This is a genomic window from Empedobacter falsenii (genome assembly GCF_019308355.1).
GTDB classification, from domain to species: Bacteria; Bacteroidota; Bacteroidia; order Flavobacteriales; family Weeksellaceae; genus Empedobacter; species Empedobacter falsenii_B.
Genome location: NZ_JAAGKM010000019.1, coordinates 21,823 through 47,929, shown reverse-complemented (window position 1 = coordinate 47,929; position 26,107 = coordinate 21,823). Strand labels below are relative to the sequence as shown.

The 26,107-nt window shown below is 29.5% G+C and carries 32 protein-coding genes; 15 read left to right on the top strand and 17 right to left on the bottom strand.

Annotated features, from left to right (window positions below):
* Positions 1-101 precede the first annotated feature (101 nt).
* The 5 genes from G0Q09_RS09035 to G0Q09_RS09015 form a co-directional block, all read right to left on the bottom strand.
* Positions 102-434: a hypothetical protein gene (locus tag G0Q09_RS09035; protein WP_219034635.1), complete on the bottom strand. Its 333-nt coding sequence runs from the start codon at positions 432-434 to the stop codon at positions 102-104.
* Between the two features lie 12 nt (positions 435-446).
* A complete protein-coding gene (locus tag G0Q09_RS09030; RefSeq protein ID WP_219034634.1) occupies positions 447-1,496 on the bottom strand; it encodes a hypothetical protein in 1,050 nt (349 codons plus the stop codon).
* 118 nt (positions 1,497-1,614) lie between these two features.
* The gene (locus tag G0Q09_RS09025; RefSeq protein WP_219034633.1) at positions 1,615-2,616 is read right to left on the bottom strand and encodes a hypothetical protein; all 1,002 of its coding nucleotides are present in this window, start codon (positions 2,614-2,616) and stop codon (positions 1,615-1,617) included.
* 131 nt (positions 2,617-2,747) lie between these two features.
* Positions 2,748-3,899 carry an FAD-dependent monooxygenase gene (locus tag G0Q09_RS09020; protein WP_219034632.1) on the bottom strand — a complete coding sequence of 384 codons (1,152 nt, stop codon included), beginning with the start codon at positions 3,897-3,899 and terminating at the stop codon, positions 2,748-2,750.
* A 96-nt stretch (positions 3,900-3,995) separates the two neighbouring features.
* Positions 3,996-5,378: a dipeptidase gene (locus G0Q09_RS09015; protein ID WP_219034631.1), complete on the bottom strand. Its 1,383-nt coding sequence runs from the start codon at positions 5,376-5,378 to the stop codon at positions 3,996-3,998.
* 110 nt (positions 5,379-5,488) lie between these two features.
* Here G0Q09_RS09015 and G0Q09_RS09010 point away from each other — a divergent pair, with 110 nt between their 5' ends.
* Positions 5,489-5,803, top strand: coding sequence for a DUF4286 family protein (locus G0Q09_RS09010; RefSeq protein ID WP_171622098.1), 315 nt, complete (start codon positions 5,489-5,491; stop codon positions 5,801-5,803).
* Positions 5,804-5,842: 39 nt separating this feature from the next.
* Here the strand turns inward: G0Q09_RS09010 and hemL are convergent, their stop codons facing one another.
* The 4 genes from hemL to G0Q09_RS15205 all read right to left on the bottom strand — a co-directional run bounded on the left by hemL (position 5,843) and on the right by G0Q09_RS15205 (position 11,151).
* Positions 5,843-7,126, bottom strand: coding sequence for a glutamate-1-semialdehyde 2,1-aminomutase (hemL, locus tag G0Q09_RS09005; RefSeq protein WP_219034630.1), 1,284 nt, complete (start codon positions 7,124-7,126; stop codon positions 5,843-5,845).
* A gap of 62 nt (positions 7,127-7,188) precedes the next feature.
* Positions 7,189-10,635: an ATP-dependent helicase gene (locus G0Q09_RS15215; RefSeq protein ID WP_219034629.1), complete on the bottom strand. Its 3,447-nt coding sequence runs from the start codon at positions 10,633-10,635 to the stop codon at positions 7,189-7,191.
* A 180-nt stretch (positions 10,636-10,815) separates the two neighbouring features.
* Entirely contained in the window at positions 10,816-10,911 is a 96-nt protein-coding gene (locus G0Q09_RS15210; protein ID WP_371875737.1) for a hypothetical protein, read from the bottom strand.
* An 18-nt stretch (positions 10,912-10,929) separates the two neighbouring features.
* Complete coding sequence (locus tag G0Q09_RS15205) at positions 10,930-11,151, bottom strand: hypothetical protein (protein WP_371875736.1); 222 nt, start codon at positions 11,149-11,151, stop codon at positions 10,930-10,932.
* A 112-nt stretch (positions 11,152-11,263) separates the two neighbouring features.
* Between G0Q09_RS15205 and G0Q09_RS08995 the strand changes: the two genes are divergently transcribed.
* Together G0Q09_RS08995 and G0Q09_RS08990 are read left to right on the top strand one after the other, a co-directional pair.
* A complete protein-coding gene (locus G0Q09_RS08995) occupies positions 11,264-11,800 on the top strand; it encodes a hypothetical protein (RefSeq protein ID WP_219034628.1) in 537 nt (178 codons plus the stop codon).
* Between the two features lie 138 nt (positions 11,801-11,938).
* On the top strand, positions 11,939-12,478 hold the full coding sequence (locus G0Q09_RS08990) for a hypothetical protein (protein ID WP_219034627.1): 540 nt from the start codon (positions 11,939-11,941) through the stop codon (positions 12,476-12,478).
* A gap of 31 nt (positions 12,479-12,509) precedes the next feature.
* Here the strand turns inward: G0Q09_RS08990 and G0Q09_RS08985 are convergent, their stop codons facing one another.
* Entirely contained in the window at positions 12,510-13,067 is a 558-nt protein-coding gene (locus tag G0Q09_RS08985; RefSeq protein WP_219034626.1) for a hypothetical protein, read from the bottom strand.
* The gene (gene ligA, locus G0Q09_RS08980; protein ID WP_219034625.1) at positions 13,067-15,061 is read right to left on the bottom strand and encodes an NAD-dependent DNA ligase LigA; all 1,995 of its coding nucleotides are present in this window, start codon (positions 15,059-15,061) and stop codon (positions 13,067-13,069) included. The genes G0Q09_RS08985 and ligA overlap by 1 nt, the downstream gene beginning before the upstream one ends.
* Before the next feature lie 122 nt (positions 15,062-15,183).
* Between ligA and G0Q09_RS08975 the strand changes: the two genes are divergently transcribed.
* The 6 genes from G0Q09_RS08975 (at position 15,184) to G0Q09_RS08950 (ending at position 18,922) form a co-directional block, all read left to right on the top strand.
* Entirely contained in the window at positions 15,184-15,438 is a 255-nt protein-coding gene (locus G0Q09_RS08975) for a hypothetical protein (protein ID WP_038334370.1), read from the top strand.
* A 791-nt stretch (positions 15,439-16,229) separates the two neighbouring features.
* On the top strand, positions 16,230-16,934 hold the full coding sequence (locus tag G0Q09_RS08970) for a phosphoadenylyl-sulfate reductase (protein WP_115000595.1): 705 nt from the start codon (positions 16,230-16,232) through the stop codon (positions 16,932-16,934).
* Positions 16,935-17,017: 83 nt separating this feature from the next.
* Positions 17,018-17,578 carry a Crp/Fnr family transcriptional regulator gene (locus G0Q09_RS08965; RefSeq protein WP_219034624.1) on the top strand — a complete coding sequence of 187 codons (561 nt, stop codon included), beginning with the start codon at positions 17,018-17,020 and terminating at the stop codon, positions 17,576-17,578.
* 74 nt (positions 17,579-17,652) lie between these two features.
* Positions 17,653-17,979 (top strand): DMT family transporter, encoded by a 327-nt coding sequence (locus G0Q09_RS08960; protein WP_219034623.1) that lies wholly within the window; start codon positions 17,653-17,655, stop codon positions 17,977-17,979.
* Positions 17,979-18,500, top strand: a complete 522-nt coding sequence (locus G0Q09_RS08955) for a GNAT family N-acetyltransferase (protein WP_219034622.1) — start codon at positions 17,979-17,981, stop codon at positions 18,498-18,500. The genes G0Q09_RS08960 and G0Q09_RS08955 overlap by 1 nt, the downstream gene beginning before the upstream one ends.
* A gap of 95 nt (positions 18,501-18,595) precedes the next feature.
* Positions 18,596-18,922 carry a DUF493 family protein gene (locus tag G0Q09_RS08950; protein ID WP_219034621.1) on the top strand — a complete coding sequence of 109 codons (327 nt, stop codon included), beginning with the start codon at positions 18,596-18,598 and terminating at the stop codon, positions 18,920-18,922.
* 482 nt (positions 18,923-19,404) lie between these two features.
* Here G0Q09_RS08950 and G0Q09_RS08945 read toward each other — a convergent pair whose 3' ends face one another.
* The 6 genes from G0Q09_RS08945 to G0Q09_RS08920 all read right to left on the bottom strand — a co-directional run bounded on the left by G0Q09_RS08945 (position 19,405) and on the right by G0Q09_RS08920 (position 22,910).
* Positions 19,405-19,896: a 3'-5' exonuclease gene (locus G0Q09_RS08945; protein ID WP_219034620.1), complete on the bottom strand. Its 492-nt coding sequence runs from the start codon at positions 19,894-19,896 to the stop codon at positions 19,405-19,407.
* Positions 19,897-19,899: 3 nt separating this feature from the next.
* Positions 19,900-20,814 carry a tRNA (adenosine(37)-N6)-dimethylallyltransferase MiaA gene (gene miaA / locus G0Q09_RS08940; RefSeq protein WP_125349391.1) on the bottom strand — a complete coding sequence of 305 codons (915 nt, stop codon included), beginning with the start codon at positions 20,812-20,814 and terminating at the stop codon, positions 19,900-19,902.
* Positions 20,815-20,909: 95 nt separating this feature from the next.
* Positions 20,910-21,371, bottom strand: coding sequence for a MaoC family dehydratase (locus G0Q09_RS08935; protein ID WP_219034619.1), 462 nt, complete (start codon positions 21,369-21,371; stop codon positions 20,910-20,912).
* A gap of 163 nt (positions 21,372-21,534) precedes the next feature.
* A complete protein-coding gene (locus G0Q09_RS08930; RefSeq protein ID WP_219034618.1) occupies positions 21,535-21,888 on the bottom strand; it encodes a YkvA family protein in 354 nt (117 codons plus the stop codon).
* A 101-nt stretch (positions 21,889-21,989) separates the two neighbouring features.
* Complete coding sequence (locus G0Q09_RS08925) at positions 21,990-22,634, bottom strand: peptidylprolyl isomerase (RefSeq protein WP_219034617.1); 645 nt, start codon at positions 22,632-22,634, stop codon at positions 21,990-21,992.
* A gap of 60 nt (positions 22,635-22,694) precedes the next feature.
* Positions 22,695-22,910 carry a hypothetical protein gene (locus tag G0Q09_RS08920; protein WP_038334324.1) on the bottom strand — a complete coding sequence of 72 codons (216 nt, stop codon included), beginning with the start codon at positions 22,908-22,910 and terminating at the stop codon, positions 22,695-22,697.
* Positions 22,911-23,021: 111 nt separating this feature from the next.
* On the opposite strand from G0Q09_RS08920, the gene G0Q09_RS08915 reads away from it, so the two are divergent.
* The 6 genes from G0Q09_RS08915 to G0Q09_RS08895 all read left to right on the top strand — a co-directional run bounded on the left by G0Q09_RS08915 (position 23,022) and on the right by G0Q09_RS08895 (position 26,075).
* On the top strand, positions 23,022-23,723 hold the full coding sequence (locus G0Q09_RS08915) for a DUF1826 domain-containing protein (protein WP_219034616.1): 702 nt from the start codon (positions 23,022-23,024) through the stop codon (positions 23,721-23,723).
* A 157-nt stretch (positions 23,724-23,880) separates the two neighbouring features.
* Positions 23,881-24,120 (top strand): hypothetical protein, encoded by a 240-nt coding sequence (locus tag G0Q09_RS08910; protein WP_219034615.1) that lies wholly within the window; start codon positions 23,881-23,883, stop codon positions 24,118-24,120.
* Positions 24,108-24,353 carry a hypothetical protein gene (locus G0Q09_RS15000; RefSeq protein WP_257468152.1) on the top strand — a complete coding sequence of 82 codons (246 nt, stop codon included), beginning with the start codon at positions 24,108-24,110 and terminating at the stop codon, positions 24,351-24,353. The genes G0Q09_RS08910 and G0Q09_RS15000 overlap by 13 nt, the downstream gene beginning before the upstream one ends.
* Positions 24,350-24,721, top strand: a complete 372-nt coding sequence (locus tag G0Q09_RS14995) for an ATPase (RefSeq protein WP_257468150.1) — start codon at positions 24,350-24,352, stop codon at positions 24,719-24,721. Before G0Q09_RS15000 ends, G0Q09_RS14995 begins: the two co-directional genes overlap by 4 nt.
* Before the next feature lie 86 nt (positions 24,722-24,807).
* The gene (locus tag G0Q09_RS08900) at positions 24,808-25,137 is read left to right on the top strand and encodes a translation initiation factor (protein WP_115002063.1); all 330 of its coding nucleotides are present in this window, start codon (positions 24,808-24,810) and stop codon (positions 25,135-25,137) included.
* A 65-nt stretch (positions 25,138-25,202) separates the two neighbouring features.
* Entirely contained in the window at positions 25,203-26,075 is an 873-nt protein-coding gene (locus tag G0Q09_RS08895; RefSeq protein ID WP_125349389.1) for a nucleoside phosphorylase, read from the top strand.
* Positions 26,076-26,107 lie beyond the last annotated feature (32 nt).

Below are 26,107 nucleotides of genomic sequence, written 5' to 3'. Positions count from 1 at the left end.
AAAAAATCATCCGGAAATAGGTCTTTTGTTTCCATAAATATGTAAATATTAAATGTATAAAAAAAATTCTGCTCGATTTTAACCCAAGCAGAATTTTATACTTACACAGTTTTTGGTACAGTGTCCTTTTCATATTCAAACAAAATAAATTCTGAAACAGGTTTCCATAAAACAACTTTCCCATTGATGATATGGAATACTTTTGCGTGATTTTTTTCACCGAAATTTACCATTTGATTAAAATTTCCATCAAAATTTACAAATTCTTCACATTCATATTTCAATCGATTTCTCGAAATAGGTTTTCCTTCCTTGTGTAATTCTAAATATTTCAAAAGGATTAAACTATTGATTTGAGTTTCTCCTTCTCGAAACCATTTTGGAACTCTTCTTTTTACCTTTTTTACTTCTTGTTCAATTTTATCTATTAACATACTCTTATTTTTTTAGAAGTTTTGATTTAAATAAATTAATATTTCGTTTACGTCAGTTATACATTCTCTGTGACCATTTTCGCGATAATATAATTTGGTCGGAATTTTAGACAAAAAATGATCTTTTGGTTTGTAATGATCTACCAACAAACACAAGAATAATTCACCTTTTTTATTTTTACAATTAATCAATTTATACTCAATGTTTTTTAAAGATTTATGAAAATACATATTTGTAAAAAACGTATTAAATTCAGTTAGAAGTTTTGTCGTTTCTTTCTCATCATTTAACGAATCAATTTTTAAAGCAAGCAAGCCACCCAAAGTATAGAACAGTGAAGAAGCATCTTTAAAAACTTCCTTAAAATCAAAATTCTCTAACTTGATAAAATCATCTTCATAATATCCAGAATAATGTTCTTTAATTAGTTTGAAAGGATATATTTTTTTAGAATTAAAAACAGAAAATAATTTACCCCAATAAGAAGAATCAAGATGGATAGGAGTTTTTAGAATAGAAATAATTCGAGATTCTAATGATTCTTTATTGATGAAATACCAAAAGGCAGAAATATCAATTTCTTTTGTATTTCGATGAATGCAAGTATCAACTATCGAATGTATGTAAACTTCTTTTGCCAAACCGTTCAACATATCATCTAAAGATTGTTTCGAATAATTACCCAATTGATAAATTAACAATCGTTCATCATTTTTGATATTTTCATGATTAGATTTATCAACAACAAGATAAATTTTAAGTCCATTGTTTAATCTTTGATCTTTAAAAATCAAATGGCTAACAAAATAAGCTTGTAGATTATGCTCGAAGTTTGGTGTACGAGAATCATATCGAAATTGAGCATGATTTCTTACGCTTGATTCTTTCGTATTAACTACAACTTGTCCTTCTTGTTTTAGAATATTGATATAATTTCTTAAAAAAGAAAATGCATCTTTTCGAGCAACTAAAGGATCTTCGTTCTCAAACGAATTGATCGTTATTTCTTCTTTGTTTTGATCGAAAACTGTTTCGACTTCATAATGAAATTTTAACCTCATAATATGTTTATTTATTATTATGAAGCAAACTTATAACCTAGGTACTATCGGATAATGATAGTGGTTAAAAAATAGTTTATAATAAATAGAAAACCCCAGATTAACTGGGGTTTTCTATTTATTTTGCTCTTTTAATATTATTATGGTCAGCTTGCATTAAAACAAACTGCATTTGGTTACAAATGTCTTCAAATTCTTGTTTTAATTTGAGTTTATCAATAGTTTCTAAGAATTCTTTTTTATTGGATAATATTGTCCCTCTTTTACGTAATTTATTGTAGGTAAATGGCTTGTGTAGTCCTTTTTTTATTTCCTTAGAAATTTTTAAAAGCTCTAAATCATCTTTTTTATATTCTTTAAGAATATTATCCATTGGTCTATCATGATCCAAAGTTATTCTAGTAACAGAATCAACATTCATAATAACTTTTTTCTTACTTGTTGGACAAGCTGACTGCAAAATGTCATTATCAATCATTACATTACCGTTGTCAGCTATTTTTAATTCTTTCATACTATCAAGCTTTTTGTACTGATCATCGCTTAAATAAGTAATATTTTTGAGTTGTACTGCAATAATCTGATCAAAATAAGATTTATCATTTGTATTATTAAAATATTGTTTTAAAAAAGAAATAGGAAAAAATAAACCGCTTTTATTAAATCTGTTTTGTGTGATTAATCTTAGCTTGAAAATCTCAAATAATGTATTTTTATCGTATGTATATTTAGTGTTGAAATCAAAATCAATATTTGGCTCAATTATTTCTGTAATTTCATTATCTGAATAATCGCTTACAATATCTTCATTATCTATTAGATAATTACTTAAATATTCTTCTAAAAAGTTAATGTATTTTTTTAAGCCTGAAGCATATTTATCTTTTGACTTTACTTGAGAATTTTTAATTTCAATATATCCGTTTAATGATAATTCATCTAATAATTCATAATCTTGATTTTCAATTATAATTTTAGCTTTTGAAAATAATTTATTATTAAGTATCTCATTAGCATTTTTCACATAATTGGTATAATCTGAATTTTTACTTTTAATTGGATTTAAATATTCGTTAAATTCATCTAATAAATAGAATATTTTACTAGCTTCTTCATTCATGGTTTATTATTTTTTAGAAATTTATTAATAAAATTATTAACGATTAAATATAGTTGTATTAATTATATAAACATAGAATTGTACATGATATTTTTTGAAAATGAGATGGAAATTATTATAATAAAATAACCCTAAACCCTCATAAAATCTTCTTCCAATAAGTCTTCTAAAGGACTTTGCATCAAAGATTGTGGTAAATTTCGGAAAGCAAAATTTCGTATATTCATCAAAAATTTATTGTCTACTTGAGCAACTTTTCCAGCCAAACGAGAAGTATCGATAATATAATGTGTTCGTTTCAAACGACGTAAATTATAATGTTCAAAAGCTAACAAAATATCAGTATCTTTTTTGATTAATTCATCATACAAAACGCAAACATCTTCAACCGCCATGCATGCGCCTTGCCCCATGTTTGGTGTGGTTGCATGTGCTGCATCTCCAATTAATAAAACACGATTAAATGCATAATTATTAATCGGTTTTATATCCATAATTGGCGTAGCAATTATACTTTCTGGATTCGTTTTTTGTAAAGTATTTCTGATTTGTCCCGAATAATCTTTGAACTGATTTTTAATATCACTTAAAGCGTAGTTGTAAACTTCAGAATTTAGTTTTGTATTGACACAAGCGTACCAATATATTTGATGATTGATAAGAGGAGTCAAACCAAATCGACCATTTGGTCCCCATGTTTCGATACTTTTCTTTGAGTTATACGATTTATCTTCCACAATGGCACGCCAACAAATATATCCCGCATAACGAGGTGTCGACTGTTTTAACAATTGTTGACGAATTGTAGAATTTATCCCATCAGCACCAATTAAATAATCACCTTCTGTAGAAGTTCCATCTTCAAAATGAAGGACAACTTTCTCAAAACTTTGTTCAAATAATTTTATTTTTTTTGACGTTTTAATTTTATTCGAATCAATTTTCGAGACTAGATAATGATGTAAATCTGCACGATGAATGGCAAAATTTTCGTTGTTGTAATTTTTTCTTAATCGTTCTGTATCGGCTTTCAGAATCGTTTTTTCTTTCCAATCTTGAATTTCAAAATCTTCTAACATATGCCCCAAAGGAGCAACTTCTTCTGCTAAACCTAGAATTTCAAATGCTTTCATTGCATTAGAAGCCAAACCAAAACCAGCCCCAATTCCACGAACTTCTGACGAAGCCTCGAAGATTTCGTAATCATAATTTAAGTCTTGCAAAGCTTTTGCTAAAGTTAAACCCGCAATTCCTGCACCCGCAATTAAGAATTTTTTACTCATTGATAAAAATAAAGTTCAAAATTAATCATTCTACTATAAACCAAAAAGAAAAGCGAATCAATTTGATTCGCTTTTCAGAAGTTATTTTGTCGAAAATTATTGTTCGTTAAAATATTTGTAGAAATATGGAATAGTTTCGATTCCTTTGTAGAAATTGAATAAACCATAATGTTCGTTTGGAGAGTGGATAACGTCAGAGTTTAATCCGAATCCCATTAAAACAGATTTTGTTCCTAATTCTTCTTCGAATAAAGCAACAATTGGAATAGATCCACCAGCTCTTTCGGCTAACGCTTCTTTCTCAAAAGTTTCAGCTAACGCTTTTTTAGCAGCGATAAAACCAGGATGATTTGTTGGTAAAATATAAGGTTTACCTCCATGATGTGGTTTTACTTTAACTTCTACAGAAGAAGGCGCTAAAGTTGGGAAATAATCTGCAAATTGTTTTGTTACAACTTCTGGATCTTGTCCAGGAACCAATCGCATTGAAATTTTAGCATACGCATGAGAAGGAATAACTGTTTTAGCACCTTCGCCAATATATCCTCCCCAAATTCCGTTTACATCTAACGTAGGACGAATAGACGCTCTTTCGATTGTAGAAAAACCTTCTTCTCCTTGGATATCAGCAATACCAATAGATTTCTTGTATTCTTCAACATCAAATGGAATTTTTGCTAAATCAGCTCTTTCATCTTCAGTTAATTCAAGAATTGGCTCGTAAAAACCTGGAATTGTAATGTGACCTTTTTCATTGATTAATTTTCCAATCATTGTTGCTAAAACATTAATCGGATTAGGAACAGCCCCACCATAAACACCAGAGTGCATATCGCGATTAGCTCCTTTTACCTCAACTTCTACATAAGATAAACCACGTAAACCAACTGAAATAGAAGGTTGTTCGTTTGAAATCATAGAAGTATCAGAAATCAAAATCACATCATTTTTTAATTTCTCTTTATTGTTTTTAACGAAATTTACTAATGAAGGAGAACCAACTTCTTCTTCACCTTCGATCATAAATTTAACGTTACAAGGTAATTCGTTTGATTTGTTTAAAGCCTCAAAAGCTTTAACGTGCATAAACATTTGACCTTTATCATCAGCAGAACCACGTGCGAAAATTGCACCATCTGGATGAATTTCTGTCTTTTTGATTACTGGCTCGTATGGTCCAGATTCCCATAATTCTAAAGGATCAGCTGGTTGAACATCATAATGTCCGTAAACTAAAACAGTTGGTTTTGATGGATCAATAATTTTTTCACCATAAATAACTGGGAAACCTTCTGTTTCGCAAACTTCTACATTGTCAGCACCTGCTTGTTTCAAATATTTTGCAACCATTTCAGCTGCATCATTTACATCTTGTGTGTAGGCTGGATCAGCACTAACTGAAGGAATTTTAAGTAATTCTATTAATTCATCAAGAAAACGTTGTTTATTTTCTTGTATAAATTGTTGAGTATTGTTCATTTTTTTTTGTTATGAATAATAGGTAAATTTAACAATAAAATTTAGAGTAAACTTCTTTTTGATAAAAAATATAATTCTAAAACCTTTGTATCTTTGCAAAAATTTAGAAAATGATATTATATAATACAACGTTTATTGTAGAACAAGAAGTGCATGATGAATGGTTTGAGTGGGTGCAGAAAGAACACATCAATGACTATTTGAAATCGAATTGTTTTATTGGAGCTCGTTTAGGAAAAATAACTTCGCATATTGAGCCAGGAGCGACTTCTTATTCGTTGCAATTGTTTGTGAATGATGAATTGACTTTAGATCAATTTAAAAATAATTTTTTAGCTGAAATTCAACAAAAAAGCTTGCAAAAGTTTGCAACAAAAGTAATTAGCTTTGTCAGTGAAATGGAGCATATTGGTGATTATCAATAAAAAAAAATGCAGTAGAAAACCACTGCATTTTTTTTATTCTTATCCTTCGAAGCTTCTTACAGCGTCTAATGTTTTATTAATTTCAGCATCTTTAATTGCATCAGAAATAAACCAAGTTTCGTATCCAGAAGGAGCAATATAAACTTCGTTCGTTAATAAATGATGGAAAAATTTGTTGAATCTTTCGTGGTTACATTTGGTCACATCTGTAAAGTTTTTAATTTCCGTTTGCTCTGTAAAGAAAACAGACATCATCGACCCTAAACGATTGATATGATTTGGAATTCCTTTCTCAGCAAATATTTTAGAAATCTCGTTATCTAAAGTTTCTGTTGCATTATCAATACGATTAAATAATTCTCTATCATTATTAATAATATTCAAAGTTGTGATACCGGCACGCATCGCAATTGGATTTCCAGATAAAGTTCCCGCTTGATAAACAGGACCAAGAGGAGCAAGGTAATTCATAATTTCGCGACGAGCAGCAAAAGCTCCTACTGGAAAACCACCACCAATTACTTTACCGAATGTTACGATATCCGCATTAATGTTTAAACGTTCTTGAGAACCACCCATCGCTTGACGGAAACCTGTCATTACTTCATCAAAAATTAATAAAGCTCCATTTTCATCACAAATTTGTCTTAATCCTTCTAAGAAACCTTTTTCTGGAACAATACATCCCATGTTTCCTGCAATTGGCTCAACAATAATAGCTGCAATTTCGTCTTTATTTTGTTCGAATAAAGCTTTTACATCTTCCAAATTATTGTATTCTGCCAACAACGTATCTTTTGCAGTTCCTTGTGTTACACCCGGAGAATTTGGATTTCCGAAAGTTGCAGCACCAGAACCAGCTTTAATCAAAAATGAATCTGAATGTCCATGGTAACAACCTTCAAACTTTACAATTTTATCACGATTTGTATAACCTCTTGCCAAACGAATTGACGACATACAAGCTTCTGTACCTGAGTTCACCATACGAACCATATCGATGTTTGGAACTACAGAAGTAATTAATTTTGCAATTTCAGTTTCCAATTCAGTTGGTGTACCAAAAGAAAAACCATTTTTCATCTGCTCAACAGTCGCATTCAAAACACGCGGATCTGTGTGTCCAATAATCATTGGTCCCCAAGAATTGATGTAATCTACGTAAGCACGTCCATCTTCATCATAAATATAAGCACCTTCGGCTTTTTTGATAAAAATTGGCGTTCCTCCAACAGATTTAAATGCACGAACAGGAGAATTTACACCTCCTGGAATATATTCTTGCGCGTCTTTGAATAATGCGCTACTTCTTTGATACAACATAATTTTACAAAAATAGTTGCACAAATTTACTGAATCTTAAATGAATTATGAAGTGATTTTGATTAGATTATAAGTTTATGTGAAGATTTATTTTCTAAATACTCAATTAATGTTTTAATCAATTGATTTTCTTTCAAAATCGTTTGATTTCCAATCAAAAATAATTGCTCTTTTGCACGTGTTAACGCCACATTTAGTTTTCGGTCAACATTTCCTTGGTCATTCATATTCACCAACGCATTCAATTGTGAATAATATGTTACCGCAAAACTATACAAAATAATATCGCGCTGACTTCCTTGATAACGCTCAACTGTATCAACCGTTATTTGCTCGTAATTAGGAATATTTGCTAATTCTAATTTTTGTTTAATCAAGGCAATTTGATTACGGAAAGGCGCAATAATTCCAATTGTTTTCTTTGCATCAAATTCTTTTTTATTGATTTCGTATAAATGAATAATTTCTTGTACAAATTTCACAATCAAATCGGCTTCTTGCTCATTCGTTGAAGGCAAATAAGGATTTTCGTCCACATTGATAAACGCAAAACGATGATTCGTAATAAAGTTTTGTAAATCATTTGATTGATTATGATTTTCAAAATGTAAATCTGCACGTTGGCGATGTAAACTTTGCTTAATCTCTTCATTCAAATTTGGAATATCATAGGCAACATTTAATTTTCCATCATAAAAATAATTGTTCGGAAAATCTGCAATTTCAGCATGCATTCTTCCTTGATAAGTCAATTGGTCAAATGAATTTTCGTTATTATTACGCTCACAAAATTCATACAAACGTTCGAAAATTGAGTTTTTACGATTGATTAAACCAATATTTTCTAATAATTCGTTGTTCGTTTTTGCTAATTCAGGATTTTGCAAAACAATTGCAGGCAACTGTTTGTGATCACCAATCATGATAAAACGTTCTGCTTTTGGTAGAATTCCAACAATTTGTGGTTCTAAAATTTGTGAAGCTTCATCAATAATAATTGTATCAAATTTCTTTAATTTCAGAATATCATTTTTACTCGAAATTGAAGCAACCGTCGAAACAAAAATGCGTTGTTTACGAATAATATCTTGAATTGTTTTTCTCGAAAATTTTTCTCCTTTTTGCTCTAAATCAACATCTTTTTGCTCGATAATTTTATTCAATAAATTAGGATGAAATTCAGGAGAAGTAGATAATTCATTCCCAATTCTGATGAACTTTTGTTCAATTTGATCAGAAATAGCCGAATTTATCGATTCACATAATTCATCAACCGCACGATTTGTATACGCCAAAAGCAAAATATTACAATCTTGTTTCTCGTAGATTTCTTTCACCAATTCTTTGATGATAATCGATGTTTTTCCTGTTCCTGGAGGTCCATTCAACAAGAAATAATCTTTAGAAGAAAGCGCTTTTTTCAAGATTCGATTTTGTTCATCCGAAAGATTTGAGTTAAAATACGCATAATCCATTTGATTTCTTGGAATAGATTGCGTTAAAATCAAATCTTTTTTTGCTTTAGAAGAATGAATTAATCCATACAGATTTCGGTACATCGAAACAAAAGAAGAATCCATAAAATCGCGTTCCAAAGCCCATTTTCCTGATGAATCAAACGAATCAAAAAAGCGTGTGTTGGGCTGCTGATAACGAAAACGCAACACAATAAATTCTCTCGAAATACTTTTGATGGTACATTTAAAAACCTGATTTGTTAAAACCGAATCTTTGAAATTATTTCTTGGATAAAGAATGCAAATATCACCTTCGCGAATCGAAATAAAATCATTCGCAGGATTAGTTCTTTTTAACTTGATTTCACGTTTTGGATCAGAAATATGATTTTCTACAATTTCTAAATCATAAATAATCTCGAAATTATTATTTTTTTCTTCGAAAGTATTCAGCCACAAACTCGCCAAACCGTTGTTAGAAGTTGATTGTCCCAAACCAAGTTTCGCCATATATTGCTCTTTCGCAATGAAATTGGTAAACGAATAAAAATAAGCTTTTTCTAACGGTGAACTATTTTTGATCGGATAGATAAATTTATCCAACTGTTCTTCTAAAATTTCTTTGAAACGAGGATTAATTTTTCGTTTGATAAAATTGGCAGGTTTAATCGAATAAATAGTTGATTCAATATCGGTTAATGCATGATTTGCTAACCGATTTTCATTGATAATTATTCGATTTCGTAAATCAAAAATACGTTGAACTCGCGCTAAAGTTGGCACATCAAAACGTAAATTTCCTTGATATACTTTCGAATAGAAGATATAACCTTCGGTGTTTTTTGTGACATCTTTAAACTCTAAATCATATAAAACACCAATAATTTGGTAATATAAAAAGAGCTGCGTCGCATGATTTGGCTTGACACTTTTTCCATCATCAGGAAAAGGTGCACCACCAGATTTCAGCTCGATAATTTTATTTTTTCCTTCGGGATTAATGTCTAATAAATCTAAACGACCCTGAATACCATATTGTTCGCACAAAAATGAAGGCTCTATTAATGCACGATCCAACGAAATATCATATTGAGGAAAATCCTCGGTCAACACTTTTTGAATACGGTCAAAATGACCTTTTGCTTCCAGATAATAATCTTTCAAGTCTTGTGGATTCGTCAAATCGTTGCAAGCCGTATATTCTAATGGATAATTTTTGAAATCATTCTTGAAAATCTCATTAAAATCTGTGTTTTCAATGTTTTCTGTTGAAAAATGATCGACTACTGAATTGGCAAAATTTCCTAAACGAATGTGTTTACTATTTGGCGATTCTTCAAATTTTTTCTGAATATAATGCAATTCAGAAGTTCCATAATCCTGAAAACATTCAGCAATTGCCGAAATATCAACCAAATAATCTGGTTCGAGAATGATAAAACGTGGATGATAAATTCCTTCTTCATCAATCGTCGAATTGACTAAATTTAATTGTGCACCAACCCAAAAATCCTCAACAGAAGTAAAGTTTTCATTTACGCCATCCTCATCAATTTGAACTGTAATATTTTCTTCTGTTTCATTATCTTCATGATCGCAAATCAAACAATCTCGTTTGATTTCAATCACTTGAACACGCAATTTTTTAACCCGATTTCGAGTAAGAATTTTGTTTGTATAAAATTCTTTTTCAGGAAAATAGTAGATAATTTCTGCTGGAATCATTACTTCATAAATCGAAGAAATAAAATCTGCAACATATTTATAATGTGTAAAATATTCGTGTTCTGTCGGTTCGTATTTCTCGCTCAGAATTCGTTGAGCCGTTTTACGAAAGGAATGAATTTTAGTGGAAACTTGGTATTGATTACAGATAAAAGATAGCTTCGAGAAAAAGTTAGAAAACTGTAAAGCTTCGTTTTTTGTCAACTCAAATGCAATATTTTCAACCAAACGTTTTAAATCTAAATATTTAAAATTGATTGGTTTATTGGCAAGTTGAATTTGTAAAACTTCATTTAGCAGTTGATTTCCTATTTCTTCTCGATTCACGGCGATTAATTTGGTGTAAAATTAAGACTAAATATTGTATTAAAAAGACGTTTAATCCCACGTTTTCCAATCATCACTTGTAAACAACCATTTTGGAGTTTTAATTTTACCTTGTTGTAATTTATACCAAGGATTTAATTTTTTATTCATCGGATTATTAAGAATTTGAATTTTTTCAAATTATTTAATTCTCAAAGGTGAAACAATGACAGCAAATCCATCAGGATCTAAGAAAGAAATTCCGTTATCATTCCAATATGGATTTTTAGATTTTATTGGTTTGATATGATGAAATTATAAACGCTCAATAATTTTTTCATATTCTTGTTGTGTTGTTGGATAAAATACCAAACAATTGTCTTCATCAAAGTGATGATTTATATTTTCGTGAGTTGTTGTAAATTTTAGATGCCAGTTTAAATCTGGTTTTCCAATAAAAATACCATCATATCCATTATGATTTTGAAACTCTCCAAGAATTTCAAAATTTAAAACTTTAGTATAGAATTTTTTTATTTAGTTGATTTGATTGGTATGACGAGCGACTCAAAATTGCATAAAATTCACTATTATTATTGATTGAAAATTAGTTTATTTTATTGAATTTTATGGAAATAATTTTAGTACAATGAAGAAAACTCTTTTATTAATTTCGTTTATTATTTTTAGTTTATTTAATGTATTTGCTCAAAAACAAAAAGATTCTAAAAGTTCTGAAGTTATTATTTCAAAAGATTTTAAAAATAAATTAGATCCAATTAAATCAAATTTTAATCGAATTAATTCGATTAAAATTTGGACAAAAATAAAAGAAATTGAAACTGATGATTCTACCGAAGGAGGTTTTATAAATTATTACTTTTTAAATGATAAATTAGAAAAAATTATAGTACGAAAGTTTGGAGAATCTGGACAGTATTTGGCTGAATATTATTTGTTGAATGATAAATTATCTTTCGTTTTTGAACAAGATACAACTTATAATTTTCCTTTGTATTGGAAAGAATTTGATGATAAAAAATCGATAATAGAAGAATCTCGTTATTATTTTGAAGATAGAAAATTGATTCATTTTATAGGAAAATCTAAAAATTACAAAACTGAAAGTAAAGATACTTTGGACGAATTTGATGAGATAATTAAGATGGAAAATAATTATAAATAAATGATTTATAATAGCTATATTACAATTTGATTAACTTGTTTTATGTTCAAACTATATCCATTTCATTTTTGTTCTTTAGTATTATTGTTTCTATTAATTAATACACAACATTTTTGGATTCATGAAACTGGAATTTTCTTGATTATTTTCTATTTAATAGAACTTATTTTATTCATAGGATTAATTATTTCTACAATACTAAAGTTGTATAAATATTTTGATGATGATGAAAGAAATTTCAAAAAAGGAATACCTGTCTTTATTAGTATTATTGTTTTGACTTTGGTTTTTCTATATCCATCGGGAATAATAACTGATAAAACAATATATGGAAAAGATAAATTAGTCGCTTATAGTAGAGGAACAATAGATTGTAAAACAACTTATTATTTTAAATCGAATGATGTTTATATTGAGGATTCGTTTTGCTTTTTCCCATCACGAGAAGTTGGTAAATACTATCTGAAAAATGACACAATATATTTTGATACTATTACTAATAAACAATATAAATTCGGAACAATAAATAGAAAAGATTCCATTTTAGAATTATATTATTTAGAACCTCGAACATTCAATTTTGACACATTGAAAGTAGATTCCACTATTATTAAAAGGAAAATTGAAAATTCAAAAAGTCATAGTTTTAATATCTCAGAAATAAATAATCTTGAATAAAAAAATCCGTCAATTGACGGATTTTATCTTTTTAATACACTTCTTCTTTTTTGAAGAAAACTGTGTCATTTCCTTTTCTAAATTTCAGTTCCGAATATCGAATCGTGTAATCATCAGACATTCCGTAAGTTTCTAAAATAAAATTATCTTTGAAACGATAATTTCTATTGGTTTTATGTTTTGCATTCGAGCCTAATTCTTCTTTCAAACTCAGTGTTTCTGGAGAAATTTTGAAGCGAGAATCAGTTTCTATTCGATTAATAATTGTATTGACATCGGCAGAATCCATAATCAAAACTGTTTCTAGTTTCATGTTTTTAATTCCAGAAATATCTGTCGATACAATCTTTAAATTTCCTTTAAAACCAATTCCAGCTTGATGTAAATCGGTTTTCAAATCATCGTTGGAATACATTTGACTTCTGTAACCATATTTCATCATCGGAATCATCACAATAAAAAATATCGTAAGTGATACAATCATTGCAGCTTTGTTGTAGCCAGCCATTCGCAATCCATAATAGATAAATGGAATCAAAATCAATAATACAATTCCGAATATAATGACAGCAATTAATCCTGATTCCATTAGCCGTTAATCATATTTAAAAATTCGTCTTCCGTCAACACGACAACTGTTCCTATTTCTTCTGCTTTTTTCAGTTTACTTCCAGCTTTGTCGCCAGCAACCAAGAAATTTAAGTTTTTAGAAACTGCAGAAATATTTTTCCCGCCATGATCTTCCACCATTTTTTGCGCATCAGTTCGATTGAATTTTGTCAAAGTTCCTGTAAACAGAAACGTTTTGCCTTCCAAAGAATCTGACAAAGGTTTTGCTTCTTCACCAACCTCGAAATTCAATCCATAATCACGTAAACGTTGAATCAAAATTTGATGTTGTTCTTCTTTAAAATATTCCTTAATCGAAATTGCAATTTTTTCTCCAACATCTGTTACAGAAACCAATTCTTCCATTGTTGCATTCATCAAACGATCAATAGTTTGAAAATGTTTGACTAATTTTTTTGCAACCGTTTCACCAACATGACGAATTCCAATTGCATACAACACCTTTTCGAAAGGTTGCTCTTTAGATTTTTCGACAGAATTAATAATATTTTGAGCAGATTTTTCAGCCATTCTTTCTAAAGGCAAAATATCTTCTTTTTGTAAAGTATAAAAATCAGCAATGTTATTTAGCAAATTTGCTTTGTGTAACAAAACTGCTGTTTCACCACCAATACTCTCAATATCCATTGCTTTTCGAGAAACAAAATGCTCTAATTTTCCAATAATTTGTGGCTCACAACCATTCTCATTTGGACAATAATGCTGTGCTTCGCCATCGTTACGAATTAATTCTGTTCCGCAAGAAGGACAATTTTTAATAAATTCGATTTCTTCCGTTCCAGGTTGACGAACATCTGTATTAACACCGACAATTTTCGGAATAATTTCACCTCCTTTTTCCACATAAACCATATCACCAATGCGGATATCCAACTTTTTAATAATATCTTCGTTGTGGACAGAAGCACGTTTTACGATTGTTCCAGCCAAAGAAACAGGTGCAAGATTCGCAACAGGCGTAATCGCTCCAGTACGACCAACTTGATAATCGATGCTCAATAATTCGGTTTCGGCAGCTTCAGCTTTAAATTTATAAGCCATTGCCCAACGTGGAGATTTCGCAGTATAACCTAATTCATCTTGTTGCGAAAAAGAATTTACTTTGATCACAATTCCGTCCGTTTCGTAAGGTAAATTTTTACGTTCGATATCCCAATGATCTACAAAAGCTAAAACTTCTTCCAAAGAAGTACATAATTTTGATGTATGCGGAATCTTAAAACCTAATTCATCAGCGGCTTGTAGCATTTCCCATTGTGTAGAATAAGGTAAATTATTTCCGATAAAATAATATGGGAAACATTGTAAACCGCGTTTCGCAACTTCTGTATTATCTTGTAATTTTAATGATCCAGAAGCGGTATTTCGAGGATTTGCATACAATTCTAAACCATTATTAGCGCGTTCTTCATTAATTGAAGCGAATTTATTGAGCGGAATTGTAATTTCGCCACGCATATAAAAACGTTCAGGATAATTTCCTTTCAATTTCAATGGAACAGATTGTATAGTACGTATATTATTCGTGATTTCATCACCTTGTGTTCCATCTCCACGCGTTACAGCCTGCGTCAATTCTCCATTTTCATACAAAATAGAAATCGAAGCGCCATCATATTTCAATTCGCAAACAAATTCTACTTTTTCACCTAACGTTTTCTCAATTCGTTTTTCCCAATCTTGTAAATCTTCAATTGAATATGAATTGTCTAACGAATACATTCTAAATTCGTGTGTAATCGTCGGAAAATTTTTTGTAACCATTCCACCAACGCGTTGTGTAGGGGAATTAACATCAAAAAAGATAGGATTTTCGTCTTCTAATCGTTTTAATTCTTTCAATTTCAAATCAAATTCGAAATCAGAAATTGTCGGATTATCTAAAACGTAATAATTATAATTATGCTGAGTAAGCTCTTCTCGAAGCGCTAAAATTTTGTCTTGTATTTCCATTCTAAAAATGTTACCGAACAAAGATAAACACTTGAATTAATACGAACAATTTTTAAAATAATTTGGAATGATTTATATTTAGGAATATTTATTGCAACGTTTATTGAAAAAAATAATCAACTATGAATAATTTATTAGAAGTTTTGGACACAAAATCAAAAGGTTTTGAAAATACAGTTTCTATCGTAACAACTGGAGCAGCAGCAGGAATTGCAATTTCGAAAGCAATTAATAAGAACGAAAAAATTGGAGCTGTTGTTGGAGTAGGAGTAGGCTTGCTGGTTTATGCAATGTTTAGTCCTCAAAACAAATTGGAAAAAGAGAATAAAAAATTGGAAAAGCAAATAGAAGAGTTTGAAGCTAAATTGGAAAAATAATCTGTTTTTATTTGTAAGTATTTTAACTTATTTGGTGAGTTTAATTTTGCCTGTTCACTTATTAAGTATTGATTTTATTGAATATTATTCTGGAGATTCTAGAACAGAATATTTGAATTACATATCTAATATTAGGATATATAACGATATCAGAGTTGCCAATTGATTTTATCTGTTGGTTAGGGAACTTTACATTATTATTTTCTTGGATTTTTTATAAGATAAAAATAGGATAAATATTAGGTATTATCGCTGTTATTCAAATGTCATTATACGAAATTAATCATTTAACAAGATTAGATATTTTACAAATACATGAATATGATTTACCACATTTTGGTTATTGGATTTGGTTATTTTCATCCATTTTTGTCCTAATTTATCATTACAAAAAATATAAATTAAAAAGTCAAACATTGTAAAGTTTGACTTTTTAGTTTTGTGATATTCATAATTCGTTCTCGAAGATGATTAGATAGAATTTATTCTTAAGACATTTTAAATGTTTTTATCTTAATAATTATATTGATTTTCGAATTAATTAGCAATCCATACTCTATGAAAACCTTTATTTAATGCCAATTTGGACTGATTTTCTTCTATTTTACGAATATGAAAATTCACTCTCGAAGATGATTTAAGTATAAACAAAATTTGCTTGTATAATTTATTGATTCTATATTATATTATATCTATAAAATTAGTCGAGATTAGTGTTGTTTTAGAAAATTGGAATTAATACATTTGTTAAAATAAATACTCTATAAAAACTATAGATATTATATAAGAAAATGAATCAACTAAAAGAGATATTAGAAAAAGTTACAGGACAAGTAAGTTTAGAAGAAAAATTATTTTTTTTGAATAACAACGTTAAAGAAAAAATAGTTTTTTCGACAAGTTTTGGTTTCGAAGATCAAGTTATTTCTCATGTTATTTTAAGTCAAAAATTAGACAATATTAAGATTTTTACTTTAGATACAGGTCGTGTTTTTCAGGAAACGTACAATACGTGGAACAAAACAGAATTTAAATATCAAGCGAAGATTAAACCATTTTATCCACCAACAGAGGAGTTAGAAAATTTTGTTGAAGAAAATGGAATTAATCCTTTTTACGATTCGGTTGATTTAAGAAAACAATGTTGCTATATCAGAAAAGTAATTCCTTTGAATCGTGCATTAAAAGAAGCATCAGTTTGGATTACAGGTTTGCGTGCGGAGCAATCGAATAATCGACATGATATGCACGAAATAGAGTTTGACGAAGAAAAACAATTATTCAAATTCAATCCATTGATTGATTTTACAACAGGGGATTGTTTCGAATATTTGAAAGAAAATAGAGTTCCTTACAACCCGTTACACGACAAGGGTTTTATAAGTATTGGTTGTGCTCCTTGCACACGTGCTATAAACGAAGGTGAAGATTTTCGTGCCGGAAGATGGTGGTGGGAAGACAATAGTAAAAAAGAATGCGGTCTACATGCAAAGTAGACTTCAGGTGTTAATTTAATTTGAATGACTCAGCCTATTTTAGGTTGAGTTTTTTGTTTACTTTTACTAGATAAGTTTCAATAATGGAAATAGAACAAATCTTAAATCAAATTTCGCCACTTTCATCACAGTCTATTCAATTGATAGCAGATAAAATTCAATTGATTCGATTACCAAAAAACACCACGCTTATTGATGCTGATAAAGTTGAGAAAAAGTTATATTTCATCAAAAAAGGAATTGTTCGCGCGTATACGATAGACGATGGAAAAGAAATTACGTTTTGGTTTGGGAAAGAAGGCGATTTGATTTTATCGATGCGAAGTTATGTCGAAAATAAAATTAGTTACGAAACAATCGAATTAATGGAAGATTGTGAGTTATATGAAATTAAATCTTCAGACATACAATTGTTTTATGCGACAAATTTAGAAATTGCAAATTGGGGAAGAAAACTTGCTGAAATTGAATTGATAAAAACTGAAGAGCGTTTTATTTCTAGGCAACTAGGAACGGCGATTGATCGTTATAAAAAATTGTTAGAAGAAAATCCAAGTTTGATTAATCGTGTGCAATTAGGTTATATCGCGTCTTATTTAGGAATTTCTCAAGTGACATTAAGTAGGATTCGCACAGAAATTTAAGCGAATAATTTTTTTACAAATGTAAAAAAAATCTATTTTTTTCTAATTCATCTTTGCATCAAAATATTAACAAAATGAATTGGATTTTATTGATTTTAGGAGGATTATTCGAGATTGGATTTACATCATCTTTAGGGAAAGCCAAAGAAACAACAGGCTCAGAAATGTACATTTGGTATGGCGCTTTTGCAATATGTTTGGTTGCAAGTATGACGTTATTAATCAAAGCAACACAAACTTTACCTTTGGGAACTGCTTATGCTGTTTGGACTGGAATTGGCGCTGTTGGAACAGTTTTAATCGGAATTTTTGTATTCAAAGAACCAGCTAATTTTTGGAGAATATTCTTTATTTTTACATTAATTAGTTCAATTGTAGGATTAAAATTTGTTTCGCATTAATGAACGAAGAAATTACAATAAAAAGAGTTGAAGAAAAACACATTACAGAACTTCAAGAAATCTCTAAAAAGACATTTGCAGATACATTTTCTTCTTCTAACACAGAAGAGGATATGCAAAAATATTTGAACGAAAGTTTTTCAGAAGATCAATTATTAAAAGAATTGAAGAATCAAAATTCGTTGTTCTTTTTTGCAATGATTAACCAAAAAATTGTCGGTTATCTGAAATTAAATATTGGTGATGCTCAAACAGAAGTTTATGATATGAATTCTTTGGAAATTGAAAGAATTTATGTGTTAGAATTGTTTCAAGGAAAGAAAATTGGACAAATTCTTTTTAATAAAGCTTTAGAAATAACTAAAAACCTCAACTTGCATACAATTTGGTTAGGAGTTTGGGAAAAGAATATTTCTGCGATTAATTTCTATTTAAAGAATGGTTTCGAAAAATTCGATCAACATATTTTCAGACTTGGTGATGATGAACAAATAGATTATTTAATGAGATTAAAATTATAAGATTTATAATATGTCAAAATGTCTTATTAATTCTATATTTTATCAATAATGTGAAGTGGTATTGTTTTTGACATTGTAACAAAAAAATAATAGATATGGACACAAATAGAGATTATACATTCGAAGAAATACCAGATAGCTCTCACAATGAGCAAGATTTTTATGCAAAATTCAAAGAAAGATTAGATGATGTACAAAAATTTCCAGCTGATTATTTGTTCAAATTCATTTATCCTTCAAGTGAAGAAACGATGGAAAAAATCAAAGATATTTTTGCAGGAACGAATGCTGAATTTGATTACAAAGCTTCAAAAAATAGAAAATATACATCTATTTCGATTAAACTTTATGTGATTGATGCGGATACAGTAATCAATTATTACAAAGAAGTTTCGAAGATAGAAGGCGTTATAATGTTATAAAAAAGGTTGCAAATGCAACCTTTTTTTATCTTTTTAAAAAGAGTAGGGAGGTATCAATTTTTCAATTATGAAATTAATGTTCCCAGAGTAACCCTCTTTATTATGTTAAATACATAATGTGATTATTTTACTTCTTCGATAAAAACAATTGAAATCAATTTTTTAAATTATTATTTTTTTCAACTTGCAAAGATTTATCGGAACTAAATTTTAGTTTATACTTCATTTTATAAAATTTTGAAAGTTAATTTTCAAAATTTTGCATTCTCAATTCATTTCATAAAATCAACTTATTTAGAATAGAATTTTTGCTTTATTAAATTTTCTTAGAAATAGTGAGTTATTAAAGTTATTATTAATCAATTTTAAATACTTGTAAATACTTACAAATATTTGTAAACGGATATAGTATTAAATGTAAATTAATTATGATTTATGTAAAATTATTTTTAAACTTTTAATCAGATGAATTTTTAGTAAAACTATTTTAATAAGTATAATTGAGCACAAACTTTTGCATCAGATAAAGCTTCGTGATGGTTGAGTTGAAGATTAAATCGACGTGCGCAATCTGATAATTTTGTAGGAACAATTCCTTTTTGTTTGAAAATTCTGTATGAACATTCCCACTTTTCGGCAAGGTTAAGTTGAGAATAATTAAGACTATAAAACTCCATTGTATTCTTCAAAACAGAACGATCGAATGATTCGTTATGTGCAACAACAAGCTGATTTTGTAAACGATGTTTAATTTCAAAATAGAGATCTTCAAAACTTGGCGCATCAATTGTGTCTTCAGGACGAATTCCGTGAACCAAAATATTATGATAATTGTATTGATTTTGTGGCGGTTGAATTAACGTGTAATATTCGTCTGTAATCACATTATCCGTCACAGTTACAATCCCAACCGCGCAAGCAGAATTGCGATAATTGTTTGCAGTTTCGAAATCGATGGCAACAAAATTTTCCATAATTTAGATTTTGTTCGATATAAAATTAATGATATTTTCTTGTTCGAAAGGGGAAAACCAATTGACTGTTTCATCTTTTTTGAACCATGTCATTTGTCGTTTTGCAAAACGTCTTGTATTCTTTTTGATTTCTTCTATTGCAAAATCCAATGTAATTTTCTCTTCAAAAAAGTCGAACAATTCTCGATAACCAACAGTTTGCAAAGCATTCAAATCTTTTAAAGGAAATAAATTTTTTGCTTCATTTAATAAACCTTCGTTCATCATAATATCAACTCGACGATTGATTCGGTCGTACATTTCTTCGCGAGGAAGTTCTAAACCGATTTTAATTATGTTAAATGGACGTTTGTTCAAATCTTGATTTCTGAAGTTAGAGAAAGGTAAACCCGAAGATCTAAAAATTTCTAAAGCACGTGTTACACGCTGTTTATTGAAAATATCAACTTCTTCAAAATACTTTGGATCGACTTCTTGCAATTCTTTTTGCAATTTTTCAATTCCAAATTCAGCAAGCTCATTATTCAAATCTTCTCTAATTTTAGGATTAACATCAGGAAATTCGTCAAAGCCAACTGTGATCGCTTTTTCATATAAACCAGATCCACCAACCATGACGCAAATGTCATTTGTTTTGAAATAATTATTCAAAAAAGCTAAGCCATCACGCTCAAAATCACCAACCGAATATTTTTCGTGAATAGAAATATTTTGAATAAAATGATGCTTCACTTCAGTCAATTCTTCCTCAGAAGGAACAGCAGTTCCTATCTTCATTTCTTTGAAAAATTGACGACTATCACAAGAAATAATTTCGGATTGAAAATGTTTTGCAACTTCTATTGCCAAATTTGTTTTACCAATTGCAGTTGGTCCAACAATAGAAATTAAGGTCTTATTATTTTGAATTTTTTGCATGTTATATAAAATCGAGCGCAAGATACTTCGATATTTTATGAAAAGAAAAAGCTTCTATAAAAAATAGAAGCTTTGTAAATTATATTGATTGCTGATTAATCATTAAAGTGATAAAGAAAAACCACATTCGCTGTATAAGCAGGTTTCGGATTATCTTTAATTTCTAAATTTGCTTCGATGACAACTTTTGCAATTCCTCTCAAATTAGTAATAGATTTCAATTTTGCAGTTAATCTTACTTCACTATCAACCAAAACAGCTTGTCCAAATCTCAAACTTTCGATTCCATAATTGATTAACATTTTGATGTTACGAACTTCCGCAATTTGATCCCACAAATGTGGAATTAAAGATAGCGTTAAATAACCATGCGCTATTGTTTTTTTGAAAGGTCCTTCGTTAGCTGCTTTTTCAGGATCTGTATGAATCCATTGATGATCTAAAGTAGCATCAGCAAAGCGATTAATTTGTTCTTGATTTATAATATGCCAGTCAGATTTACCTATTTCTTTACCTTCGAAAGCTTTGTATTCATCGAAATTATTAATAATAACCATTATTCAGGTGTTTTAGTTTTTAGTATTGTATTGCTCAAATCTAATGAATAATTGGCAGATAATAAATTTTATTTATGGGATAGAGCGCACTTTTTGAATAATCTATAAACAAAAAATCCGACTGAAAATTCAATCGGATTTTTGATAGCTATTTAATTTATTGTTATTCAATGATTTTTGCATCTTCAACATTTGCATAGGCTCTCTGTGTATCTTTCCATGCAAGATATTTCAGTACTTCTTTGTTGAAATATTTCATTCCAAAAAGTAAAATCCCAAAATCATCCATCAAACCAAAAGGTCCAAATAGCGCTTCTGGAATAATATCAATAGGAGAAATAATGTATAAAGTTGCTACAAATCCAAGAAATAAATTCATATTGTCAGGTTTATAACTTCCTTTTTTGTAATCACCTAACATATTGAAAAAAGCCTTTACTTTTTCAAAAAAAGATTTGTCTTTTTGAGCTGCCATTGCTGCTTCTCCAGCGACTTTAAAGAATTTTGATTTTTTCATTTCACAAAATATGTTTTAAAAACGTATTATGTATTACAAAGTACATGCCAAAACATTTAAATTGATTTTTGTGTCATGTTAAAACTTTATGTTACATTGTTTTACTTGTTTTTCTTTTTCAGTTTAATGATTTTTGCATTCAATATTCTGTCAAGCTTTGGATATCTTTCGCGCATTAATTTTGTGCTGTTAAAAATTTCTTCATCTTCCATTGTTTGTCCAGCGTAACCATCATACAAACTTTCTACAACATTCATTCCGTTCACCACTTTTCCAAAACTTGGAAAACCTACTACATCATTGGAATTGATTGTATCCAAACGATGATTATCTTTCAGATTAATAAACAAATCCAAATCTCTTGTGTTTTTTCCTGCGCGCGCAAAACTCAAAGCTCCTTTACTATTTCCAGCAATAACAGGTTCATCTTCTACAATAAACTTTTTCCATTGATTAGAAACAATTGTGTCTGTATTTCCAAATTGGGCGACAAAGTTCGGAACAACACGATAAAAAGTTCCATCTTCGAAAAAATTGTACTTCACCAATTGATAAAAACGATCAACAGCTTTTGGCGATAATTTTCTTTCAACTTCGATATCAATATTTCCTTTTGTTGTTTCAAATCGAGCAACAAAATTTTCTGGTGCCTGTTTCGTTGTCCATTTTTTATGAAAAACCGTTTTGCTAGAAGTACAAGCCGAAAGCGTAATAAGTGTAAATAATGTTAGAGTAATTTGTTTCATGTTCTAATTTTGTGGATTAAACTTAAACAAAAAACGACACTTAGCGTAAGTGTCGTTTCATTATTTTTGCAATTCTTGTTCAATTTTAAAAAACCATTCTGTTTTCTGGTTATAAACTTCCGCTTCGGCAAGCATATAATGTGCTTCTTTGGTTTCTTCATATTTCACGCGATCCATCGTTTCTGGGTTGAAAGGTGGTAAAGGTTGCACTTCTGCACTAAAAGTTTTGGTGTGGCCTTTATATGTAAATGTTTTGGTGATAATTTCTTTTTCCATTGTCTTTTAATCTTTGGTAAAAATACAACTTTTGCAACGGAGAATTTACATTCGGAATAATTTAATTTTTAGGCTGAATTATTTTTTGATAAATAGTAATTTTGCAGCTATATGATTACTCAAAATAATTCTAATCAACAACAAGTTCTTGTCGTTTCTTCGTTTGATGAACTTGTACATACAGCTTTTTCTGGGAAAAATAATGCGATAAATTGGCGGCGAAATTTAGAAGGTGATTTTGAGGAAATTGTGAATCAATTGATTTTAAAAGATGATATTACTGTTATTTCTATTGATGATTTGAATGATTTAGATTTATCTAATGAAGGAATTAAAGCGAGAAATATTTTGATCAATGATTTACAACAATTAACTGATTTTGGCGCTTCGCCAACTTTAAACTTACTGAAATGTTACGAACGCGATACTGAATTTGATTTTATTTCGACAGATGTTTATTCATTTCACGTTGATCGTTCGCCAATTCCTACGGATACTTTTTTGTGCACTTACTATGGCGCTTCCAGTGATATTGTAGCAAATGAAGATGTGGAACAAAAAATTTTGATTCCAGAAATTAGAGAAAAACTATTCGAATTATATGATGGATACATTGATGGTTTTGAAGATTTTTTGAAAGAATATTTCTTTGATTTGCATTATCAAATTCGTCCAGGTGTTGAACCAATTAATTTAGGATTAGGAAATCTTTGGCGATTGGCAGTTGATCATCCAGAACAAAAAGTTTTGCCTTGTGTACATCGCGCGCCGAAAGAAAATAAAGATGAATATCGATTATTGTTAATCTGTTAGGAATAAATTAATCAAATAACTATTAATAAAAATTATATAATTTAGATTCAAAAGATTAGGCTTTTGAATGAAGTCAAGCTTTTATTATTACAATGGTTTCACTAAATTTGCGTACATTTATTGATGAATAATTATTGTTAATTTAATTTCTATTATTATGAACAAAGAATCAGATATACTAAAATTAGAAGAAGCAGGAGCGTTAAATCGTTTAGCTAAATCTGCATCGCAAGCTGCAATTAGAGTTTCAGAAGCATTAGATTTATCAGTTCAATATGTTCAAGGAAATCGAATCATCGAGAGAAAACCTAATGGAGAAATTAAGGTGATTAAAACAATAGATCGAATAAAAGTTCCAACTGAATTGAAAAAAGGAGCTAAATTATGTCTAAAATAAAACGTTTACGCGTTTTTGCTGGTCCAAATGGATCTGGAAAGTCTACTTTATTCGATTCAATCTCATCAAAATTTAATGCTGGATATTTTATTAATTCAGATTTGATTGAGAAAGAAATTTCTTTAAAAGGTTTTATTGATTTGAATCGATATGAACTAAAACTTACCGAAAAAGATTTTGAAGATTTCAAAGCTGAGCCTGCTTCAATTTCATTATCCGAAAACACTTATTGATTAAAGGTAAATCTTATTCATTTGAAACGGTAATGAGTCATCCTTCTAAAATTGATGAAATTGTGGATGCTAAAAAAGGTGGTTTCAAAACATATATGTATTTTGTCTGCATTGAAGATCCTTTGATTAATATTTCTCGAATTGAAAATAGAGTAGAAAAAGGTGGACACGCTGTACCTGATGAAAAGGTAATTAAAAGATATCATTCTACTTTAATGAATTTATTTCCAGCTTTAAAAATTGTAGATAAAGGCTATATTTTTGATAATTCAACTCAAGAAATGAGATTGTTTGCACAAGTTAAGAGAAATGAACTTGAAATAGTTTCGGATAAACTTCCAAATTGGTTTATAAAACAACTGCAATAAAAATTTTATCTTTGTAAGTATAATGGTACAATTGGATGAATTCCAATTGTACAACGCCATTAATTACAAGGATTACATCAAATACTATGGATTTACAAGATCAATTAAAAAATCTTTTTCCTGATCATATACCTGAGCCAGAAGAAGTATCAAATGAAGAACAACATGAGTTATGGATTCAGAAAGAACCATTGATTTGTAAGTTTGAGAAACGAAAAGGGAAAATAAATACAATTATAGAAGGTTACGAAGGAGAAACAGAAGATTTCAAACTTTTAGCAAAAGAAATTAAGCAATTTTTGGGTGTTGGAGGGAGTTTTAAAGACGAACAAATCATCATTCAAGGAGATTATCGCGATAAGATTATGGCTTTCCTGAAAGATAAAGGGTTTAAAGTGAAAAGAGTAGGTGGTTAATAATTTCTTTACAAAGATTACTGATAAAAATTGTATATTGTTCTCTTATTTTTAATTATAAAATCATGAGTAAAGCAGCATCAGAATTAGTTTTAAATGCAGACGGAAGTGTTTACCATTGTAATATAAGACCAGAGCATTTAGCAGATACTATTATAACAGTTGGTGATCCAAATCGTGTCGAAAAAGTTTCAAGACATTTTGATACAATCGAGCACACAGCAAGCAAAAGAGAAATTGTGACGCATACAGGAACGTTGAATGGTAAACGTTTAACAGTTATTTCGACTGGTATGGGAACGGATAATATTGATATTGTTTTATCTGAGTTAGACGCTTTGGCTAACATCGATTTGGAAACTGGTGAGATCAAAAAAGATTTCAGAAAATTATCATTTGTTCGTATGGGAACTTCTGGAGCTTTGCAAGCGGATATTCCTGTTGATAGTTTCGTTATTGGTTCTCACGGTTTAGGTTTAGATGGACTTTTGCATTATTATGTTGGGAGTGAAGCGGTGATGAATAAAGAGGTAGAAGATGCTTTTATTAAACATGTTGATTGGTCGCCGAATAAAGCGCGTCCATATTTAGTAAAAGGATCTGATTTGTTATTAGATAAATTAGCTTCTGAAAAAACAATTCAAGGAGTAACAGCTACAGCTTGTGGTTTTTACGGACCTCAGGGACGTTATTTGAGATTGCAACCAAATCCAGCTGATATTAATGAGCGTTTAACAACTTTTAATTACGAAGGTTTAAGAATCTCTAATTTTGAGATGGAAACTTCTGCAATTTATGGATTATCAGCAATGATGGGACATGAAGCATTGTCGATAAATGCAATTGTTGCAAATAGAATTTTAGGTGAATTTAGTGCTGATTCTTACAAAGCAGTTGATGCAATGATTGAATATTCGTTAGAAAGATTAACAAAATAATTTCGGAATCATATAAAACAAAAGCTCGAGAA

Bases quoted from the DNA above. Each gene is read 5' to 3' on its own strand.
- G0Q09_RS09035 (WP_219034635.1), bottom strand. From the start codon at position 434: ATGTTAATAGATAAAATTGAACAAGAAGTAAAAAAGGTAAAAAGAAGA.
- G0Q09_RS09030 (WP_219034634.1), bottom strand. From the start codon at position 1,496: ATGAGGTTAAAATTTCATTATGAAGTCGAAACAGTTTTCGATCAAAAC.
- G0Q09_RS09025 (WP_219034633.1), bottom strand. From the start codon at position 2,616: ATGAATGAAGAAGCTAGTAAAATATTCTATTTATTAGATGAATTTAAC.
- G0Q09_RS09020 (WP_219034632.1), bottom strand. From the start codon at position 3,899: ATGAGTAAAAAATTCTTAATTGCGGGTGCAGGAATTGCGGGTTTAACT.
- G0Q09_RS09015 (WP_219034631.1), bottom strand. From the start codon at position 5,378: ATGAACAATACTCAACAATTTATACAAGAAAATAAACAACGTTTTCTT.
- G0Q09_RS09010 (WP_171622098.1), top strand. From the start codon at position 5,489: ATGATATTATATAATACAACGTTTATTGTAGAACAAGAAGTGCATGAT.
- hemL (WP_219034630.1), bottom strand. From the start codon at position 7,126: ATGTTGTATCAAAGAAGTAGCGCATTATTCAAAGACGCGCAAGAATAT.
- G0Q09_RS08995 (WP_219034628.1), top strand. From the start codon at position 11,264: ATGAAGAAAACTCTTTTATTAATTTCGTTTATTATTTTTAGTTTATTT.
- G0Q09_RS08985 (WP_219034626.1), bottom strand. From the start codon at position 13,067: ATGGAATCAGGATTAATTGCTGTCATTATATTCGGAATTGTATTATTG.
- ligA (WP_219034625.1), bottom strand. From the start codon at position 15,061: ATGGAAATACAAGACAAAATTTTAGCGCTTCGAGAAGAGCTTACTCAG.
- G0Q09_RS08975 (WP_038334370.1), top strand. From the start codon at position 15,184: ATGAATAATTTATTAGAAGTTTTGGACACAAAATCAAAAGGTTTTGAA.
- G0Q09_RS08970 (WP_115000595.1), top strand. From the start codon at position 16,230: ATGAATCAACTAAAAGAGATATTAGAAAAAGTTACAGGACAAGTAAGT.
- G0Q09_RS08965 (WP_219034624.1), top strand. From the start codon at position 17,018: ATGGAAATAGAACAAATCTTAAATCAAATTTCGCCACTTTCATCACAG.
- G0Q09_RS08960 (WP_219034623.1), top strand. From the start codon at position 17,653: ATGAATTGGATTTTATTGATTTTAGGAGGATTATTCGAGATTGGATTT.
- G0Q09_RS08955 (WP_219034622.1), top strand. From the start codon at position 17,979: ATGAACGAAGAAATTACAATAAAAAGAGTTGAAGAAAAACACATTACA.
- G0Q09_RS08950 (WP_219034621.1), top strand. From the start codon at position 18,596: ATGGACACAAATAGAGATTATACATTCGAAGAAATACCAGATAGCTCT.
- G0Q09_RS08945 (WP_219034620.1), bottom strand. From the start codon at position 19,896: ATGGAAAATTTTGTTGCCATCGATTTCGAAACTGCAAACAATTATCGC.
- miaA (WP_125349391.1), bottom strand. From the start codon at position 20,814: ATGCAAAAAATTCAAAATAATAAGACCTTAATTTCTATTGTTGGACCA.
- G0Q09_RS08935 (WP_219034619.1), bottom strand. From the start codon at position 21,371: ATGGTTATTATTAATAATTTCGATGAATACAAAGCTTTCGAAGGTAAA.
- G0Q09_RS08930 (WP_219034618.1), bottom strand. From the start codon at position 21,888: ATGAAAAAATCAAAATTCTTTAAAGTCGCTGGAGAAGCAGCAATGGCA.
- G0Q09_RS08925 (WP_219034617.1), bottom strand. From the start codon at position 22,634: ATGAAACAAATTACTCTAACATTATTTACACTTATTACGCTTTCGGCT.
- G0Q09_RS08920 (WP_038334324.1), bottom strand. From the start codon at position 22,910: ATGGAAAAAGAAATTATCACCAAAACATTTACATATAAAGGCCACACC.
- G0Q09_RS08915 (WP_219034616.1), top strand. From the start codon at position 23,022: ATGATTACTCAAAATAATTCTAATCAACAACAAGTTCTTGTCGTTTCT.
- G0Q09_RS08910 (WP_219034615.1), top strand. From the start codon at position 23,881: ATGAACAAAGAATCAGATATACTAAAATTAGAAGAAGCAGGAGCGTTA.
- G0Q09_RS15000 (WP_257468152.1), top strand. From the start codon at position 24,108: ATGTCTAAAATAAAACGTTTACGCGTTTTTGCTGGTCCAAATGGATCT.
- G0Q09_RS08900 (WP_115002063.1), top strand. From the start codon at position 24,808: ATGGATTTACAAGATCAATTAAAAAATCTTTTTCCTGATCATATACCT.
- G0Q09_RS08895 (WP_125349389.1), top strand. From the start codon at position 25,203: ATGAGTAAAGCAGCATCAGAATTAGTTTTAAATGCAGACGGAAGTGTT.